The sequence below is a fragment of the Rhodanobacter sp. T12-5 genome (assembly GCF_008329435.1).
Classification (GTDB): Bacteria; Pseudomonadota; Gammaproteobacteria; order Xanthomonadales; family Rhodanobacteraceae; genus Rhodanobacter.
Window position 1 is genome coordinate 129,967 of record NZ_NPKN01000004.1, and the last position, 16,927, is coordinate 146,893.

A 16,927-nucleotide genomic window follows, 5' to 3' on the forward strand; every position below is an offset into this window, starting at 1 on the left:
GGGCCGGCTCCTGGCCGGCCCTGGCGCGTCGGGCGAACCGGGGATCTCAGGTATCCGCGTTCGTCGCCCAGCCCTCGCGGTTGCCGCGGGTAAACACACGGTCACCCTTGAGCACGTCGCCGGCGGCATGCGCAGGCGACTCATGCAGCTTTGCGTAGATCGGGGTGAAGTCCGGATGCGTCGCCTCGAACAATTGTTCGAAGCTGTCGATCACGAAATAGGTCTGCTGGTAGGTGTCGATGCGGTAGCGCGTGCTCATCACCCGTTCCAGGTCGAAGCCGATGCGGTTCGGCGATGGCGAATCCAGGCAGTAGATCGACTCGCCCTTGGAGCTGACGATGCCGGCGCCGTAGATGCGCATGCCCTCGGCGGTGTTGATCAGCCCGAACTCCACCGTGTACCAGTACAGCCGCGTAAGGTTCATCAGCGCGTCGGGGCCGATCGCGAACGCCTTCATGCCACCGCGGCCGTAGGCCTGCATGTAGTCGGCGAACACCGGGTTGAGCAGCAGCGGCACGTGGCCGAACAGGTCGTGGAACAGGTCCGGTTCGCTGAGGTAGTCGAGCTGGTCGGGCTTTCTAATCCACCAGCTGACCGGGAATCGGCGGTTGGCCAAGTGGTCGAAGAACACCTCGTCCGGCAGCAGGCCTTCCACCGCCACGACGTTCCAGCCGGTGGCCGCGCCAAGCACCTCGTTCAAGTCGGCGAACTTCGGGATGCCGCCGTCACCCAGGCCGAAGCGTTCCACGCCGGCCATGAACTCCTTGCACGCGCGGCCGGGCAGCATCTCGCGCTGGCGCTTGTACAAGGTGTCCCACACCTCGTGGTCGGTCTTGCTGTAGCTGGCCCACGGCTGCTCGACCACGCCGGTGGCGTACACCGGCACGTAGCCGCGATCGGTTTGCTGGTGTTCGACCTTGCGGGGCGTGGTGTTTTCCATGGCGTACTCCGGTGCAGCGCGGGCAGACCAACAGCTTACGGCGGTTTCGCCGCACAGAAGTTGCTTTCTTGTCAAAAAGTGGGGAACAGGCGCACTATTCTTGCGTACATACCGGTACATAAAAAGGATTGTTGCGCATGAATGCCCTGGATCGCACCGACCTGCGCATGCTTGCCGTGTTGCAGGGCGAGGGCCGCATCAGCAATGCCGAGCTGGCCGAGCGGGTTAGCCTGTCGCCGTCGGCATGCCTGCGCCGGCTGCAGCGACTGGAGGCGGACGAGATCATCACCGGCTACGCCGCGCAGATCGATCCGCAGGCGATCGGCCTGGGTCTGCAGGCGTTCGTGCGGGTGCAGTTGAGCAAGCACGAAAGCGTGGCGATCGAGAGCTTCGTCGAACGCGTGAACGGTTGGAACGAGGTGGTCGCCTGCCACGCGCTGACCGGCGACATGGACTACCTGCTGCACGTGTATGTGGCCGACCTCAAGGATTTTTCGCGCTTCCTGCTCGATCATCTGCTGAACGCGAGCGGGGTCGCCGATGTCAACTCCAGCTTCGTGCTGCGCACGGTGAAGCGCTCGCCGTCATTGCCGCTGGCCCAACTCGAACGTTGACCCTCGCGAGCATGCCAACTAACGCTAAACTAATCGACTGATGAGCCTCGACACCGCCACCGCCGCCGCGCCCGAGCGAGACCTGCTGCGCCCACTGCGCTACTTGTGGCGGGTACCGCTGTTGCTGCTGCACATCGTGCTGGGCATCGCGCTGTGTTCGCTGGTCCTCAGCTGGAACCAGCACGCGGTGATGAAGAACGGCCGCGAACCATTCGTGCACCGGATGATCCGTTGGTGGTCGACGCAGTTGCTGCGCATCTTCGGCATGCGTTCGGTGCGTTTCGGCGAGCCGCTGGCCGATCCGGTGCTGTTCATCGCCAACCACACCTCGTGGACCGACATCGAACTGCTGCACAGCCAGCGGGCGACCTGTTTCGTGGCCAAGGCGGAGATCGCGCGCTGGCCGCTGGTCGGGTGGATGGCCGCCACCGGCGGCACCATCTTCCACCGGCGCGGCAACAACCACTCGTTGTCGACGGTGATGCAGGCAATGGTCGAGCGCCTGCGCAGCGGTCGGTCGGTCGGCGTATTCCCCGAAGGCGGTACCGGCTACAACGGCGTGCTCAAGGTGTTCCATGCGCGCATCTTCCAGGCCGGGCTGGATGCCGAGGTGCCGGTGCAGCCGGTGGCCCTGCGTTTCGCGCGCGGCGGGCGGCGGCTGATCGACGCCGGCTTCCGCGAAGGCGAGAGTTTCGTGCACAACATCGTGCGTTTGCTCGGCGAGGCCCCGATGGACGCCGAGGTGCATTTTCTGGTGCCGGTGCCGGCCAGCCCGGATGCGCGTCGGCGCATGGCCGAGTTGTCGCGCGAGCGCATCGCCGCGGCGCTGGAAGATCGCCCTGCATGAGCCTGCCGTACGGAAAGGATTTCCGTCCGCCCTGGCCGCTGCGCAGCGGCCACATCCAGACCATGCTTTCCTCCAGCGGCGTGCGCCGCGTGCTGTTGCCGCGGACGGCCAGGAGCGTGCTGCAGGATGCCGAGGCCGTGGTGGTCGACGGCGGCGGTGGTGTGCGCCTCACCGGTGCGTATACGGCGCAGAAGACATTGCCGCAATCGCGCGGCCTGGCTGTGCTGTTCCATGGCTGGGAAGGCAGCGTCGATTCCACCTATGTGCTGCAGACCGGCAGCCGCCTGCTCGCCGACGGCTGGGACATCTTCCGGCTGAATTTCCGCGACCACGGCGACAGCCACGGCCTCAACGAGGCGCTGTTCCATTCCTGCCGCATCGACGAGGTGCTGCACGCGCTGGGTGACATCGCGCAGCGCTGGCCGGCACGGCCGATGGCGCTGGCCGGCTTCTCGCTGGGCGGCAACTTCGCGCTGCGCGCGGCGATGCAGACCTCGCGCGTAGGCATTCCGCTGAGCTACGTGCTGGCGGTGTGTCCCATCATCGATCCCGGCGAAGGCCTGTTCTCGCTGGAGGAATCCGCGCCGTGGTTCTACCAGGCGTACTTCATGCGCAAGTGGCGGCACTCGCTGCTGGCCAAGCAGAAGGCGTTTCCACAGCACCAGTACTTCGAGATGTCCGAGCTGAACCAGCATCTGCGCGGGCTGACCGAGTCGATGGTACGGAGGCACACCGACTTCAAGTCGCTGCAGCAATATCTGGACGGCTATTCGGTGGCCGGCGACATCATGCAGGCTATGCAGATCCCCGCCACCATCCTCACCGCGAAGGACGATCCGGTAATTCCGGTCAGCAGTTTCGAGAAGCTCGAGTTGCCGGCGAATGTCGAGCTGGACATTGCGCCGTTCGGCGGCCATTGCGGCTTCATCCGCGGCTGGGGCATGACCAGCTACACCGACGACTACATCGCCGCGCGCTTCAACGCGGTGGCGGACGCGGCAACACCGACGAGCTGAGCATCGGCGCGGCCACAGGAGTGCGGGTGCCACGGATGAAGCGCACCATCACCGTGAGCAGACGCGAGGTGGCGGGATGACGGATACACGGGAGACGATCAGCCGGCGCGCGACCCGCGGCCTGCGCCTTGGCCTGTCACTGGCCTGCCTGCTGCCATGCCTGGCGATGGCGGCTGCAGCGGAAACCACCTTCCTGCGCTCGTTCGAACCGGCCGAGCCGGCACCGTTGGCGTTATCCGCCGACGCTCGTTTCAGCGTGACCGTCAGTGGCGGCCCCAGCCAGGCAGCGGCGCTCACCGCCAAGCCCGGCGTCGGTTTCAGCGGTATGCACGCGCTGCACTACCGCGGCAATGCGGGCGGACAGCAGCAGGTCGCGTTGTACGCGGTGAACCTGCCGGTGCATGCGGATACGCAACTGTCCTACCTGCTGTTTCCTGTCTCCAACGCAGGCGACCTGCGCAATCCGGCCAACTACGTGGCGGTGGATCTGCTGTTCGACGACGGCAGCCGGCTGTCCACCCGTGGCGCGCTCGACCAGCACCGGATCGGTGCCACGGCGCGCGCGCAGGGCGAAGGCCGCACGCTGTATCCGGACCAGTGGAATGACCTGTCGATCGACGTGGGTGCCGTCGCGGCCGGGCGCACGATCAAGCGCGTCGTGCTGAGCCACGACGGCCCGGCCGCCACGTTCGAAGGCTATCTGGACGATTTGCGCATCGGCGCTGCGCCGATCGATGCACGCCGGCGTCCGAGCGATTTCGTCGAGACCCGCCGCGGCACGAACTCCAACGACCGTTTCTCCCGCGGCAACAACTTCCCCGCCGTCGCGGTGCCGCATGGTTTCAACTTCTGGACGCCGGTGACCGACGCCGGTTCCAACTGGATCTACCAGTACCAGCAGCGCAACGGCCCGCACAACCGCCCGCGCCTGGAGGCGTTCGCGCTGTCGCACGAGCCGAGCCCGTGGATGGGCGACCGGCAGACCTTCCAGCTGATGCCGGCCGCCGTCGCCAGCGGCGCGCCGAGCGCGAACCGTACGGCACGCGCGTTGAGCTTCAGCCACGCGAACGAGGTGGCGCATGCGCACACCTATCGCGTCGCCTTCGACGACGGCATCGTCACCGAGATCGCACCGACCGACCACGCCGCGATGTTCCGCTTCACCTTCACCGGCGACCGTTCGCAACTGGTGTTCGACAACCGCGACGACCATGGCGGCATCACGCTCCACCCGGCCACGCGCAGCTTCAGCGGCTGGTCGGACGTGAAGAGCCGGCTGTCCGCCGGTGCCACCCGGCTGTTCTTCTACGGCGTGGTCGACCAGCCGGTCAGCGAGAGCCGACGCCTCGCTGGCGAAGGGCGCGACCATGTCGCCGCGTGGTTCGGTTTCGACACCACGAAGACGAAAGTGGTGAACCTGCGCATCGCCAGCTCGCTGATCGGCGTGGCACAGGCGCAGCACAATCTCGCGCTGGAGATCGGGCCGGGCGACAGCTTCGACGACGTGCGCGACCGTGCGCAGCGGCAGTGGGACAATCAGCTCGGCATCGTCAAGGTGGCCGGTGCCAGCCGCGACGAGCTGACCACGCTGTACTCCAGTCTCTACCGCCTGTTCCTGTATCCGAACGAAGCGTACGAGAACACCGCCAGCGCCGCGCAACCGCACTGGCAATACGCCAGCCCGTTCTCCGCACCCCCCGGCAATGACACACCCACGCATACCGGCGCCCGCCTCGTCGAGGGCAAGGTGTTCGTCAACAACGGCTTCTGGGACACCTACCGCACGGCGTGGCCGGCCTACGTGCTGCTGACCCCGGGCAAGGCCGGCGAGATGATCGACGGCTTCGTGCAGCAGTACCGCGACGGCGGCTGGATCGCGCGCTGGTCGTCGCCCGGCTACGCCGACCTGATGGTCGGCACCAGCGCCGACGTGGCGTTTTCCGACGCGTGGCTGAAAGGCGTGCGGAACTTCGACGTGCGCGCGTTCTACCAGTCCGCGCTGAAGGACGCGACCGTGGTCAGCCCGCTGGCGGGCACCGGCCGCAAGGGGCTGGAACGCTCGATCTTCAACGGTTACACCGACACCGGCGTCGACGAGGGCCTGTCATGGTCGATGGACGGCTATATCAACGACTTCGCGATCGGCAATCTCGCCGCCGCGCTGGCCGCACAGCCCCCGGCGGGCGATCCGTATGCGGCGAACTACGCCGATGACGCGGCGTATTTCCACAGCCGCGCGCTGGGCTATGTCAACCTGTTCGATCCCGCCGTCGGCTTTTTCGTGGGTCGCGACGCGGCGGGCCACTGGCGCTACGACGCGAAACAGTTCGATCCGCTGCGCTGGGGCGGGGACTACACGGAGACCGATGCCTGGAACATGGCCTTCCACGCGCCGCAGGACGGTGCCGGCCTGGCCGCGGTGTACGGCGGCCGCGCCGGTCTGGCCGCGAAGCTCGATGCGTTCTTCGCCACGCCTGGCGCGTTCCACGTCGGCAGCTACGGCGAGCCGATCCACGAAATGCTCGAGGCGCGCGACGTGCGCATGGGCCAGTACGGCCACAGCAACCAGCCGTCGCACCACATCCTCTACATGTACGACGTCGCCGGCCAGCCGTGGAAGACACAGGACAAGGTGCGCGATGCCCTGTCGCGCCTGTACGTCGGCAGCGAGATCGGCCAGGGCTATCCCGGCGATGAGGACAACGGCGAGATGTCGGCCTGGTATGTGTTCAGCGCCGCCGGCTTCTACCCGCTGCGCATGGGCACGCCGGCATACGTGATCGGCGCGCCGTACTTCCCGCACATGGACATCGCGCTGGAGAACGGCAAACACATCGTGATCGATGCGCCCGCCGTCAGCGACCGCAACCGCTACATCCAGAGCCTGCGCGTCGACGGCCAGCCGTGGAACAAGCTGACCCTGCCGCACGCGCTGCTGGCGCAGGGCGCCACGCTGGAGTTCACGATGGGGTCGAAACCTTCGCGCTGGGCCAGCGACGACGCGGCGTTGCCGCCGTCGCTCACTGTGCAGGGTGCACCATCACCGTTGCGCGACATCACCGATGGCGCCAAGCCCTTGGCCACACCCGCGCTTGCCCAGCCAGCCGCGCTGTCCGACAACGACAGCAGCACCGAGGCCGCGTTGCCCACCGGAACCACCACGATCAGCTGGCACTTCGCGCAGCCACGAGCGGTGACCATGCTGACACTCACCTCCGGTGCCATGGCGATGATCCCGGATGGCTGGCAACTGCAAGGCTCCGCCGATGGCCGGAGCTGGCGCACGCTGGACACCCGTCGGCACGAACGCTTCGCCTGGCCGCGCCAGACGCGTGCGTTCGCGGTGCATGCACCGGGCGCCTATGCCTACTACCGGCTGCGCCTGGAAGTCGACGACACGAAGCGCGCACTCGCCGAAATCGAACTGCTCGGCCCGCCGCGATAGCCGCGCGCACTCCTGTGGGAGCGACTTCAGTCGCGATGGCTTTTTCGCAAGGTGGCAAGAGCATCGCGACTGAAGTCGCTCCTACACTTCTACGCCGACCATCCGGGCGTTCGTTGCCGCATCCAGCACGCCACACTCATGCGATCGCGAGTCGCCGGCAGCACCTCGTGCTCGAACTGCGCCGAAAGAAACAGCAGCAGGTTGCCGGCGCGGGGATAGATGTCGCGCGATGTTCCATCGGCCAGATACAGCCGCAACGCGCCGCCTTCGGCCTCCTGCCACGCGTCGTTGAGGTAGAACACCGCCGACACCACCCGCGCGTCGCTGCCACGCAGGCGATCGAGATGGCGCGCATAGCCGGCGCCGGGTCGATACACCGCGTAATGCGATTCGGCATCGACCAGGCCGAGCATCAACTCGCGGCTGAGTGCCACCCGCAATGCGTCGATGCGATCGGTGAAAGCCTGCTGCGGCGCACTCATCGCGCCGGTCAGAAACCAATGGGTGCTGTCTCCGCGAAGTACGGAGGCCGTGCGCGCGGCGCCGGTGCGGGCCGGCAGCAGCAACTTCGCGTCGTGCATCGCCGCGCACTCGCTGGCCAGTGCCTGTGTCTGCTCTGCGGACATCAGGCCCGGCTGCACGCACCAGCCATCGGCAGCGAGGGCGCTCGCCGCAGCTTTGAAATCGAACCGGTCGGTGGACATCGGACGCCTTGGGACGCACGGGACAGTGGAGTTGCCGATCCGGTGCAGGCGCCAGTTGCGACCGGCACAGAAAGGGGGAAGGCAAGGCGGCAGAATACGCTGAAAACCGTACCGCGAAACGCAGTCGGCGACTCAGCGCGGCGGCTGGCGCAGCGGATCGAGCAACCGCGACAAGCCGTTGTGATCGATCTCCAGTGCCAGCGCCAGCAGCCGGCCCAGCTGCCCCGGCGGGAAACCCTTGCGCGCGAACCAGGCCAGGTATGCGCCGGGCAAGTCGGCGATCAGCCGCCCCTGGTACTTGCCGTAAGGCATGCGCACAACCACCAGTTGCTGCAGGTCCTGAGCCTCCATGCTCATTTCGCAAACAACAACATGGCGCGATCCGCGAACGCCTTGAACTCCAGCGCATTGCCGCAGGGATCGAGCAGGAACATCGTGGCCTGTTCGTCGGGCTGGCCCTCGAAACGGATATGCGGCTCGATCACGAAACGCGTGCCGGCTGCCCGCAGCCGCTCGGCCAGTGCGTGCCACGCATCCATGTCGAGCACCAGGCCGAAGTACCGCACCGGCACGTCGTCCCCATCGACGTCGTGCGCCGTCATCGTGCGCGCTTCTTCCGGCGCGAGGTGCGCCACGATCTGATGACCGTGGAAATCGAAGTCGACCCAGGCATCGCTGGAGCGGCCTTCGGGGCAACCCGGCAGTTCGCCGTAGAACGCGCGGGCATTCGCGAGGGAGGTGACCGGAAAGGCGAGGTGAAAAGGCGGCAATTCATGCATGGTGGCATGTCGGCACGGGGAGGGGCGAAGAGCCAGCCCCTCACGGCTTCACGAATTTCAACGTCATCCGGTCCGACTCGCCGATCGCCTTCATCTGCGCGTGTTCGCCGTCGGGTCCGGACAGATCCGGCGGCAGGCGGTGCACGTTGACGTCTTCCGGGTCGTTCGGGTTGGCATTGATCTGCGATACGCCAGCCACGCGGAAACCGGTCTTGAGGGCCAGCGCGATCAGGTAATCCTCGGGAAGGCGGTGCAGCGCCCCGGCGCTTTCCACGCCATCGGCGAACGGTCTGGCGCGGTGTTCGGTGACGCCGAACACGCCACCGGGCTTGAGCACCTTGAATGCTGCCTGGAACACCGCCGCGAGCGTGGCCGGACTGTGGTTGAGCCAGTCATGCGTGTTGCGGAAGGTGAGCACCATGTCGGCGGAGTGGTCAGCGCCGAGCTTCACCTGCTCCGGTGGGGCGAACGGGATGACCTTCGCGATGTGTCCGTAAACCGCCGGGTCGGCCTTGAGTTTGGCGGCGAACTTCGTGGCTGATGGTGGAGCCGCTTCGATCAGGTGGCCGTGCGCGTGGAGGAACGGCGCGAGGATTTCGGTGTACCAGCCGCCGCCGGGTGCCAGCTCGATCACCGTCATGTTCGGCTTGATGCCGAAGAACTGCAGGGTCTCGACCGGATGCCGGTATTTGTCGCGGGCCCGGTTCGCGTCGGAACGCCATTGGCCGTTCACCGCCTGCTGCAGCGCCGCGGTGGTGCTGTCCGGCGCGGTGGCGGGAGTGGCGCTGGCGGCGACAGGGAGCAGCAAGGTCGCGAGCAGCGGGATGAGCAGCTTGCAGGTACGACGAAACATGGTTCGACCCTCCTGACGATGGGCGTTCAAGACTACGCCGAAATCGAGGGTCGGGTCAGGGCCGCGCCAGAGCCGTCCTCGCCGCAACCGCCGCGCTATTTCGCAAACAACTGCGAGCGATCGGCAAACGCCTTGAACTCCAGCGCATTGCCGCAGGGATCGAGCAGGAACATCGTGGCCTGCTCGCCGGACTGGCCCCGGAAGCGGACGTGCGGCTCGATCACGAAACGCGTGCCGGCCGCCCGCAACCGCTCGGCCAGTGCGTGCCACGCATCCATGTCGAGTACCAGGCCGAAGTGCCGCACCGGCACGTCGTCCCCATCGACGTCGTGCGCCGTCACCGCGCGCGCTTCTTCCGGCGCGAGGTGCGCCACGATCTGATGGCCGTGGAAATCGAAGTCGACCCAGGCATCGCTGGAACGGCCTTCGGGGCAGCCCAGCAGTTCGCCGTAGAAGGCGCGTGCATTCGCGAGCGAGGTGACCGGAAAAGCGAGGTGAAAAGGCGAGAGGTTCGACATGGCGAGTGCAAGCGCGAATGGGAGTAACGATGATGCCTCATGCCGGGGTGGTGCGTGTGCGCCTTCGTCGTTGCACCGCGGCGCCCGTTGGTCTCAATCCGCCGCCACGCACCGCCCCTGCGCCCACGCGCGCAGTGCCTCCACCTGTTCACGCATCAGCACGGACAATGGCCGCGTCTGCCCCAGCGCATTGAGCAGGGTCGGCTGATCCGGTGGCGTGCCGCTGCCCGCCGCGTCGTACAGCGCGCTGACGATGGTCTGCTCGATCTCGGCACCGGAGAAGCCGGCGCTGGCGGCGGCGAGGACGGGCAGGTCGAAGCTGGCGGGGTCGAGCTGGCGGCGGGTGAGGTGCATCGCGAAGATTTCGCTGCGTACGGATTCCTTGGGCAGGTCGACGAAGAAGATCTCGTCGAAGCGGCCCTTGCGCAGCAGTTCGGCGGGAAGCTCGTCGACGGCATTCGCGGTGGCGACGACGAACACCTTGGCCTTGCGTTCGGCCATCCAGGTCAGCAGGTAGCCAAGCACGCGGCGCGACACGCCGCCGTCGTCGCCGCCGCCGGCCAGGCCTTTCTCGATCTCGTCGATCCACAGCACGCATGGCGCCAGCAGCTCGGTGCTGGCCAGCGCTTCGCGCAGGTTCTTCTCGGTCTCGCCCTGGTACTTGTTGTACAGCGTGCCGAAGTCCAGCCGCACCAGCGGCACGCCGAAGCCGCCGGCGATCGCCTTCGCCGCCAGGCTCTTGCCACAGCCCTGCACGCCGAGCAGCAGGACGCCCCTGGGCGGATCGAGCGCGGGGTTGGGGGTGGCGGCGAGGAACACCGCGCGCCGGCGCTGCACCCATTCGCGCACGCGGCTCGCCCCGGCGATGTCGGCGAAGCTGGCGGTGGCGTATTCGTAGTGCAGCAGGCCGGAGCGGTTGAGCAGGTCGAACTTCGACTGCATCAACTCGGGAAGGTCGGCGTGGTTGAGCGCGCCGTCGTTGTAGATCAGCTTGCGCACGATGCGCCGCGCATCCGGCGCGGACAGGCCGAGCAAGTTGCGCACGATGGTGCGCGCGGCATCGTTGTCCACTTCGATCTTGCGGCCCTGCTCGCGCTGCCATGCGGCCGCCTCGCCGCGCAGGATGCCGGCCAGCTCCTTGATGTTCGGCAGCGCCAGCGGCACGCGCAGCGCCAGTGCCTCCAGTTCCTCGGGCAACTCGACCTTGGCGCCGACCAGCACGATGACGTGCGCGGCCGAGCGCTGCCGCTGCACGATTTCGCGCATCTGGCGCAGGCTCATCGCGTAGCGCAGCAGGCTGTGGAAATCGAACATCAGGTAGATGCCGCGCTCGCCCTGCGCGCGGATCGCCTCGAGCGTGGCGGTGGCGTCCGGCGCCACCTCGCCATCGGCCTGGGCGAAGTCGAGCCGGGTCAGTCCGTCGGTGAGGGTCCAGCGCCACAGCGGATGCAATGCCTGCGCGATCACGTGGCGGAAGCACTCGATCACCCGCTGCTCGTCCACCGTCTCGATCACCAGCAGCGGCGTGGCTGCGCGCACCAGCGTGGTGAGGTCGTCCAACTCGCTCATGTCGTCCCCTTGCGAAGGTCGCCACGTTAGCAGAGCGCCGATGCTTCTTGCTTCACGCCGTCCGGTATACGCTGGGCGTTCTTCGTCAAGGAGCACCGCCATGCGTCTGTTGCTGTCGTTGTTGCTGGCCGTCGTGTCGCTGCCGCTGCTGGCCGCGCCGCAGCTGGACAAGCTGACCCTGCCGACGGGCTTCCATATCGCGCTGTACTCCGGTCAGGTGCCGGATGCGCGCGAGATCGCCCTGGGCGCGAAAGGTACCGTGTTCGTCGGCTCCAACAGCGCCGGCAAGGTCTACGCGCTGACCGACGCGAACGGCGACGGCGTCGCCGACAAGGTGCGGGTGATCGCCAGCGGGCTGAAGCTGCCGGTGGGCGTGGCGTTCAAGGGCGGCGATCTGTACGTGTCCGCGGTGAGCCGGATCCTGGTGCTGCGCGACATCGAGAACCATCTGGACGATCCGCCGAAGCCCGAGGTGGTCACCGACAAGCTGCCCACCGAGACCCACCACGGATGGAAGTTCATCGCGTTCGGCCCCGACGGCAAGCTGTACGTGCCGATCGGCGCACCGTGCAACATCTGCGACCCGGCGCCAGCGCACGGCAAGCTGATCCGCATGAACGCCGATGGAAGCGACTGGCAGGACGTCGCCCACGGCATCCGCAACACGGTCGGCTTCGACTGGCAGCCGGGCACGAAGCACCTGTGGTTCACCGACAACGGCCGCGACCTGATGGGCGACGACATGCCCAGCGACGAACTGAACGAGATCACCCGCGCCGGCGAGCACTTCGGCTATCCGTACTGCCATCAGGGCGACACGCTCGATCCGGAGTTCGGCAAGGGCAAGAGTTGCAAGGATTACGTGCCGCCGGTGCTGAAACTCGGTGCGCACGTCGCTTCGCTCGGCATGCGTTTCTACGAAGGCAATCAGTTCCCGGCCGGCTACAAGGGCGCGATCATCGTGGCCGAACACGGCTCGTGGAACCGCACGCACAAGTCCGGCTACCGCGTGATGACGGTGCGCCTCAAGGGCAGCAAGGTGCTTTCGTACGAGCCGCTTATCACCGGCTTCGAGCAGGACGAAAGCGCCTGGGGCCGCCCGGCCGACGTGCAACCCCTGCCCGACGGCAGTCTGCTGGTCAGCGACGACCTGGCGGGGGCGGTGTATCGGGTGACTTACAGGCCGTGAGTGCCGCGCCATTTTGTTGCAAGGTGCGGTGACCAGCTTCGCTGTTGAAAAGCGCCTCCTGCCTTCGCAGGAATGACAAGATAAAAAGAGGCGGCCCGCCCGCAACCTCCAGGTCGTCATTCCTGCGAAGGCAGGAATCGCAGTTCAATACGAGGCATAGCCATGGACAGGCGACAACCCTGCGTCTACATACTGGCGAGCAAGAAGAACGGCGTCCTCTACATCGGCGTCACCAGCGACCTGACCAAACGCATCTGGCAGCACAAGAACGACGTGGTGGAGGGCTTTACCCATCGCTACGGCAGCCACACTCTGGTCTGGTACGAGCTTCACCCGACGATGGAGTCGGCGATCCTGCGCGAGAAAGCGCTCAAACGGTGGAAGCGCGACTGGAAGATGCGCTTGATCGCCGAAAGCAATGCCGACTGGCGGGACTTGTATCCGACTATTCTGTATTGAAGTGCGATTCCTGCCTTCGCAGGAATGACGAGACAAAAAGCCCCACCGTCGTCATTCCTGCGAAGGCAGGAATCGCACTCCACGCAACACGCAACCCGAGCGGAGACACACCATGCAACTGCGCAGCGACAATTTCGAGAACGGCCACTCCATTCCGCCTGAGTTCGCCTTCGGCAAGCGCGCCGATCCGTTCGCGCTGTCCGACAACCACAGCCCGCACCTGGCCTGGAAAAACGCCCCGTCCGCCACGCGTTCGTTCGTGCTGACCTGCATCGACACCGACGTGCCCAGCCGCGGCGATGACGTGAACAAGCAGGGCCGCACAGTGCCGGCGGACCTGCCGCGGGTCGAGTTCGTGCACTGGCTGATGGCGAATATCCCGGCCGAGTGCGGCGAGCTGGCGGCCGGCGCCTGCAGCAACGAGGTCACGCCGCGCGGCAAGCGCGATCCGTTCGGGCCGCCGGGCAGCGTGCAGGGTGTCAACGACTTTACCGGCTGGTTTGCCGGCGACGCGGACATGGGCGGCGAATATCTCGGTTATGACGGCCCTTGCCCGCCATGGAATGACGCGTTGCTGCACCATTACCACTTCAAGATTCATGCGCTGGACGTTGCCTCGCTGCCCCTGATCAAGGGTTTTTCGCTGGCCGAATTGCGCGCGGCGATGGTCGGTCACGTGCTGGCCGAGGCCGAGCTGGTCGGCACCTTCAGCTTGAACCCGGCCGTGGCCGGTTGATCGTGCGCAGGCGCAAACGTCGGCTTCGCGTGCAGGGCGATACCGACCGTCTTCACACTCGCATGGCGCGCGCTGTGGGTGAATGAACGCACGCGGCTGACCGGCCGCAGCCGTCACAACTACATAGAGGACGCCTCCATGCTTCATTACGCGCTGGTTTTCCTGGTCATCGCGATCATCGCGGCCGTACTCGGTTTTGGCGGTATCGCCGGCGCCGCGGCCGGCATCGCGAAGATCCTTTTCGTGGTATTCCTGATCCTTGCGATCATTGCGTTCTTTCGCCGTGCCAGATGATCAACGGCTCTAGACAGGGCGGCGCCACACTGAGATTTTTCCGGAGCTGAGCAATGAACAACCCTATCGAACACCCCGAACAGCCCGCCGGCAGCCGCATCGATGAGCGTGCCGAGCGGATCAAACAGGCCACCTCCAATGCGGTAGCCAGCACGAAGGAAACGGTGGAGCGCACTGCCGATACCGTCGAGGAAGGGCTGCATCGCGCCACCGACAAGGCGGCCGACGCCGTCCACAAGGCCAGCGACAAGGCCGCCCACGTCAGCGAGCGCAGCCGCGAGGTCTACGACGAAACGATGGATCGCGCAGATGCGTGGCTGGAGCAGGCGCGCGAATACGTCCGCGAGAAACCGGTACAGTCGGTGGCCATCGCGTTGGGTGCCGGCTGGTTGCTCGGCCGCATCCTGCGGCGTTGACCCATACGACGCGGGAGTCGGGGATGCACGACGAGGGCGAGCCACCTCGCGAAGCGACGGCGCCGGAACCGGCGCCGTCTTCGTCTGGGTTGCTGACGGAGATCGGCCAGCTCGGCCGGGCGGTCAAGCGACTGTTCGGTGCGCAGATGCATCTGCTGGCGGCGGAACTGGGACTGGCGCGCAGCGCCATTTCCTGGATGCTGCTGGCGGGCTTGGCCGCCACGGTGGCAGGGGTCGGCTTCGGGCTTACCGTGCTCGGCCTGATCGGCCTGCTGCTGGCCTGGTGGCTGGGCTCGTGGACCTGGGCGCTGCTGGCGCTGGCCGTGCTGCAGGTGCTGTTCCTGCTCGGTGCGATCGGGCTGTTCCGGCGCTGCATGCACTGGATGAGCCTGCCGGCCACGCGCGGCGAATGGCATGCCATGATGCGCGACACCATGCACAAAGCCGAGGCCGAAGCTCCAGCGGATCGGTCCACCGAAGGGGAACATCGCCCATGAGCCTGACGAAACAGCGCGCCAAAGTGCAGGAGGCAAGACTGCGCATGAGCATGGTGCGCCGCGAATTGAGCACGCCTGCCGCGGCCCTGCTGGCGCGCGGCCGCGAATATCCGCTGACCACGGTGGGCACGGCGGCCGGTGCCGGCTTCGTGCTGGGCAGCCTCAACGTGCATCCGCTGCGGATTCCGGGACTGGGCAGCCTGCTCGGCGGCGGATTGGCCGAAGCGGTCGCCTGGGGCACGCGGCTGGTGGCCGAGCTGGGAGTGGCCGGCATGGATCGTCGGCCCCGTACCGACGAACGGGATCACGGCGACCGGGCATGAGCGAATCCGAGAAAGTCCCTGCGCCCGCGGATGCCGTGGCAGACGACGGCGTGGCGGCGATCCTGCTCGACGCGGAGCCACCGCCGGAAACGTCTGCGCTCGAGGATCCAGCCTCCTCGAAGGCGACGCGTCGGCTGAACGTCGGGCGCGCGACGCGCCGACACCTGCGCGCGATCCGCATGGTGCTGAACGCGCTGATGTTGCTGGCGCTGATGTACACCATCACGCTGACCAAGGCCTTGCTGATTCCGCTGGTGCTGGCCGCGTTCATCGGGCTGGCGCTGAACCCGATCGTCGCCTTCGGTACACGCATCCGCCTGCCGCGCTGGCTGACCGCCAGCGTGCTGATGATCGGCCTGATCGTCGGCATCGGCACCGGCGTGGGCCTGCTGGCGCAGCCGGCGATCGGCTGGTTCCATGGCGCGCCCACCGCAATCCGCAGTTTCGTGCCGAAGTTGCGCAGCTTCACCAAGCCGCTGGAAGCGGCCAACCGTGCCACGCAGACCCTGGTCAGCGGCAACAGCCGCGCCGTGGTGCCGCAGTCCACGCCGATCTCGATCAGCGCCTGGGACGTGGTCTCGACCGCGCCGAAGGTGCTGGCGGCCGTGCTCAGCGTGATGTTGCTGGTGTTCTTCTTCCTGATCTACGGCGACTCGATGCTGCGCCGACTGGTGGAGATCACGCCCAGTTTTGCGTACAAGCGACACGCAGTGACGATCGTGCGCGGGATCCAGACCGAGGTATCGCGCTACCTGCTCACCGCGTTGCTGATCAACGCCAGCCTCGGCGCGGTCACCGCCGGCATGCTGTGGCTGTACAAGGTGCCCGACCCGCTGCTGTGGGGCGCGGTGGCGATGTTCGCCAACTTCATCCCCTACGTCGGCGCGATCGTCACCACCACCGTGCTGGCCCTGGTGTGCATGCTCTACGCGAACGACGCCAGCCTGGAAGTGTTCCTGCCGGTGCTTACCTTCGCCGGCATCACCGCGGTGGAGGGCAACCTGATCACCCCGCTGATCCAGGGCGCCAGCATGCGGCTCAGCCCGATCGCGATCCTGCTGTGGCTGCTGGTGTGGGGTTGGCTGTGGGGCATCCCCGGCGCCCTGCTGGCGGTGCCGATGCTGACCTGCACCAAGCTGATCACCGAACGCGTGCGCGGCTGGGAATGGTTCGCGCACATCGTGCAGCGCTAGGGCGCCCTGCCTTGGCGTCGTAGGACCGGCTCGGCCCGTCGGCTCGTCGACGATGCGCATGGCCATTGCCTGGTCGCCGCCCGGCCTCGACCGGCGCGGGCGCCGTCCCCGGTCATGTGGCCCGCGCCAAAAAATTCTGGATCGACTTGTCACGATGGCGGCTTCCCACGCGTCCTGGTGTCTGGCGGCCGCACGCGGCGGCCGCGAAGCCAACGCACGTGAGGAGAACGCCATGAACAGAAATGCCAGCCTGGTGATGCTCAAGGCCAAACCCGGCCAGCGCGACGAGGTCAGGCGCGTCTGGGAAAAATACGCCCGCGACTACATCGCCGGCAGCACGCTCGGTTTCTACTATTGCTACGATGACGGCGATCCCGACCGGATCATCGTGTTCGGGCTGGGCGACCCCGCCAGCATCCGGGAGTTCGCGCAGCAACCCTGGTTCTCCGACTATCAGCGCGACACGCATGCGCTGCTTGCCGAGCCGGGCGAGATCCGCAGCATGACGCCGCAATATGTGAAAGACAACGCGTGA

20 protein-coding genes are annotated in these 16,927 nt (G+C 66.7%); 13 read left to right on the forward strand and 7 right to left on the reverse strand.

Annotated elements, in window-relative coordinates; translation table 11 throughout:
- Positions 1-46: 46 nt before the first annotated feature.
- Positions 47-940 (reverse strand): phenylalanine 4-monooxygenase, encoded by an 894-nt coding sequence (gene phhA / locus CIW53_RS10260; RefSeq protein WP_149364623.1) that lies wholly within the window; start codon positions 938-940, stop codon positions 47-49.
- A 137-nt stretch (positions 941-1,077) separates the two neighbouring features.
- On the opposite strand from phhA, the gene CIW53_RS10265 reads away from it, so the two are divergent.
- From CIW53_RS10265 to CIW53_RS10280, 4 genes are all read left to right on the forward strand, one after another.
- A complete protein-coding gene (locus CIW53_RS10265) occupies positions 1,078-1,554 on the forward strand; it encodes an Lrp/AsnC family transcriptional regulator (protein ID WP_149364624.1) in 477 nt (158 codons plus the stop codon).
- A gap of 40 nt (positions 1,555-1,594) precedes the next feature.
- Positions 1,595-2,401: a lysophospholipid acyltransferase family protein gene (locus CIW53_RS10270; RefSeq protein ID WP_149364625.1), complete on the forward strand. Its 807-nt coding sequence runs from the start codon at positions 1,595-1,597 to the stop codon at positions 2,399-2,401.
- Positions 2,398-3,417, forward strand: a complete 1,020-nt coding sequence (locus tag CIW53_RS10275; RefSeq protein WP_149364626.1) for an alpha/beta fold hydrolase — start codon at positions 2,398-2,400, stop codon at positions 3,415-3,417. The genes CIW53_RS10270 and CIW53_RS10275 overlap by 4 nt, the downstream gene beginning before the upstream one ends.
- A 76-nt stretch (positions 3,418-3,493) precedes the next feature.
- Complete coding sequence (locus CIW53_RS10280) at positions 3,494-6,862, forward strand: GH92 family glycosyl hydrolase (RefSeq protein WP_149364627.1); 3,369 nt, start codon at positions 3,494-3,496, stop codon at positions 6,860-6,862.
- Positions 6,863-6,951: 89 nt separating this feature from the next.
- On the opposite strand, the gene CIW53_RS10285 is transcribed toward CIW53_RS10280, so the two are convergent.
- The 6 genes from CIW53_RS10285 to CIW53_RS10310 form a co-directional block, all read right to left on the reverse strand.
- Positions 6,952-7,566, reverse strand: a complete 615-nt coding sequence (locus CIW53_RS10285; RefSeq protein ID WP_149364628.1) for a 2OG-Fe(II) oxygenase — start codon at positions 7,564-7,566, stop codon at positions 6,952-6,954.
- A gap of 132 nt (positions 7,567-7,698) precedes the next feature.
- A complete protein-coding gene (locus tag CIW53_RS10290) occupies positions 7,699-7,917 on the reverse strand; it encodes a DUF3820 family protein (RefSeq protein ID WP_149364786.1) in 219 nt (72 codons plus the stop codon).
- A 2-nt stretch (positions 7,918-7,919) separates the two neighbouring features.
- On the reverse strand, positions 7,920-8,345 hold the full coding sequence (locus CIW53_RS10295) for a VOC family protein (RefSeq protein WP_172969636.1): 426 nt from the start codon (positions 8,343-8,345) through the stop codon (positions 7,920-7,922).
- A gap of 40 nt (positions 8,346-8,385) precedes the next feature.
- A complete protein-coding gene (locus tag CIW53_RS10300) occupies positions 8,386-9,198 on the reverse strand; it encodes a class I SAM-dependent methyltransferase (protein WP_149364629.1) in 813 nt (270 codons plus the stop codon).
- Positions 9,199-9,293: 95 nt separating this feature from the next.
- Positions 9,294-9,716: a VOC family protein gene (locus CIW53_RS10305; protein ID WP_149364630.1), complete on the reverse strand. Its 423-nt coding sequence runs from the start codon at positions 9,714-9,716 to the stop codon at positions 9,294-9,296.
- A 93-nt stretch (positions 9,717-9,809) separates the two neighbouring features.
- Positions 9,810-11,285: an AAA family ATPase gene (locus tag CIW53_RS10310; RefSeq protein WP_149364631.1), complete on the reverse strand. Its 1,476-nt coding sequence runs from the start codon at positions 11,283-11,285 to the stop codon at positions 9,810-9,812.
- A 100-nt stretch (positions 11,286-11,385) separates the two neighbouring features.
- On the opposite strand from CIW53_RS10310, the gene CIW53_RS10315 reads away from it, so the two are divergent.
- From CIW53_RS10315 to CIW53_RS10355, 9 genes are all read left to right on the forward strand, one after another.
- Positions 11,386-12,474 (forward strand): PQQ-dependent sugar dehydrogenase, encoded by a 1,089-nt coding sequence (locus tag CIW53_RS10315; RefSeq protein WP_149364632.1) that lies wholly within the window; start codon positions 11,386-11,388, stop codon positions 12,472-12,474.
- A gap of 162 nt (positions 12,475-12,636) precedes the next feature.
- Positions 12,637-12,933, forward strand: coding sequence for a GIY-YIG nuclease family protein (locus tag CIW53_RS10320; protein ID WP_149364633.1), 297 nt, complete (start codon positions 12,637-12,639; stop codon positions 12,931-12,933).
- 112 nt (positions 12,934-13,045) lie between these two features.
- Positions 13,046-13,669 (forward strand): YbhB/YbcL family Raf kinase inhibitor-like protein, encoded by a 624-nt coding sequence (locus tag CIW53_RS10325; protein WP_149364634.1) that lies wholly within the window; start codon positions 13,046-13,048, stop codon positions 13,667-13,669.
- Between the two features lie 138 nt (positions 13,670-13,807).
- Positions 13,808-13,963: a DUF1328 domain-containing protein gene (locus CIW53_RS10330; RefSeq protein ID WP_149364635.1), complete on the forward strand. Its 156-nt coding sequence runs from the start codon at positions 13,808-13,810 to the stop codon at positions 13,961-13,963.
- 53 nt (positions 13,964-14,016) lie between these two features.
- On the forward strand, positions 14,017-14,379 hold the full coding sequence (locus CIW53_RS10335; protein ID WP_149364636.1) for a DUF883 family protein: 363 nt from the start codon (positions 14,017-14,019) through the stop codon (positions 14,377-14,379).
- 23 nt (positions 14,380-14,402) lie between these two features.
- Positions 14,403-14,876, forward strand: a complete 474-nt coding sequence (locus tag CIW53_RS10340) for an ABC transporter ATP-binding protein (protein ID WP_149364637.1) — start codon at positions 14,403-14,405, stop codon at positions 14,874-14,876.
- A complete protein-coding gene (locus tag CIW53_RS10345) occupies positions 14,873-15,199 on the forward strand; it encodes a hypothetical protein (RefSeq protein ID WP_149364638.1) in 327 nt (108 codons plus the stop codon). Before CIW53_RS10340 ends, CIW53_RS10345 begins: the two co-directional genes overlap by 4 nt.
- A complete protein-coding gene (locus tag CIW53_RS10350; RefSeq protein WP_149364639.1) occupies positions 15,196-16,392 on the forward strand; it encodes an AI-2E family transporter in 1,197 nt (398 codons plus the stop codon). Before CIW53_RS10345 ends, CIW53_RS10350 begins: the two co-directional genes overlap by 4 nt.
- Positions 16,393-16,450: 58 nt before the next feature.
- Positions 16,451-16,927: a hypothetical protein gene (locus tag CIW53_RS10355; protein ID WP_149364640.1), complete on the forward strand. Its 477-nt coding sequence runs from the start codon at positions 16,451-16,453 to the stop codon at positions 16,925-16,927.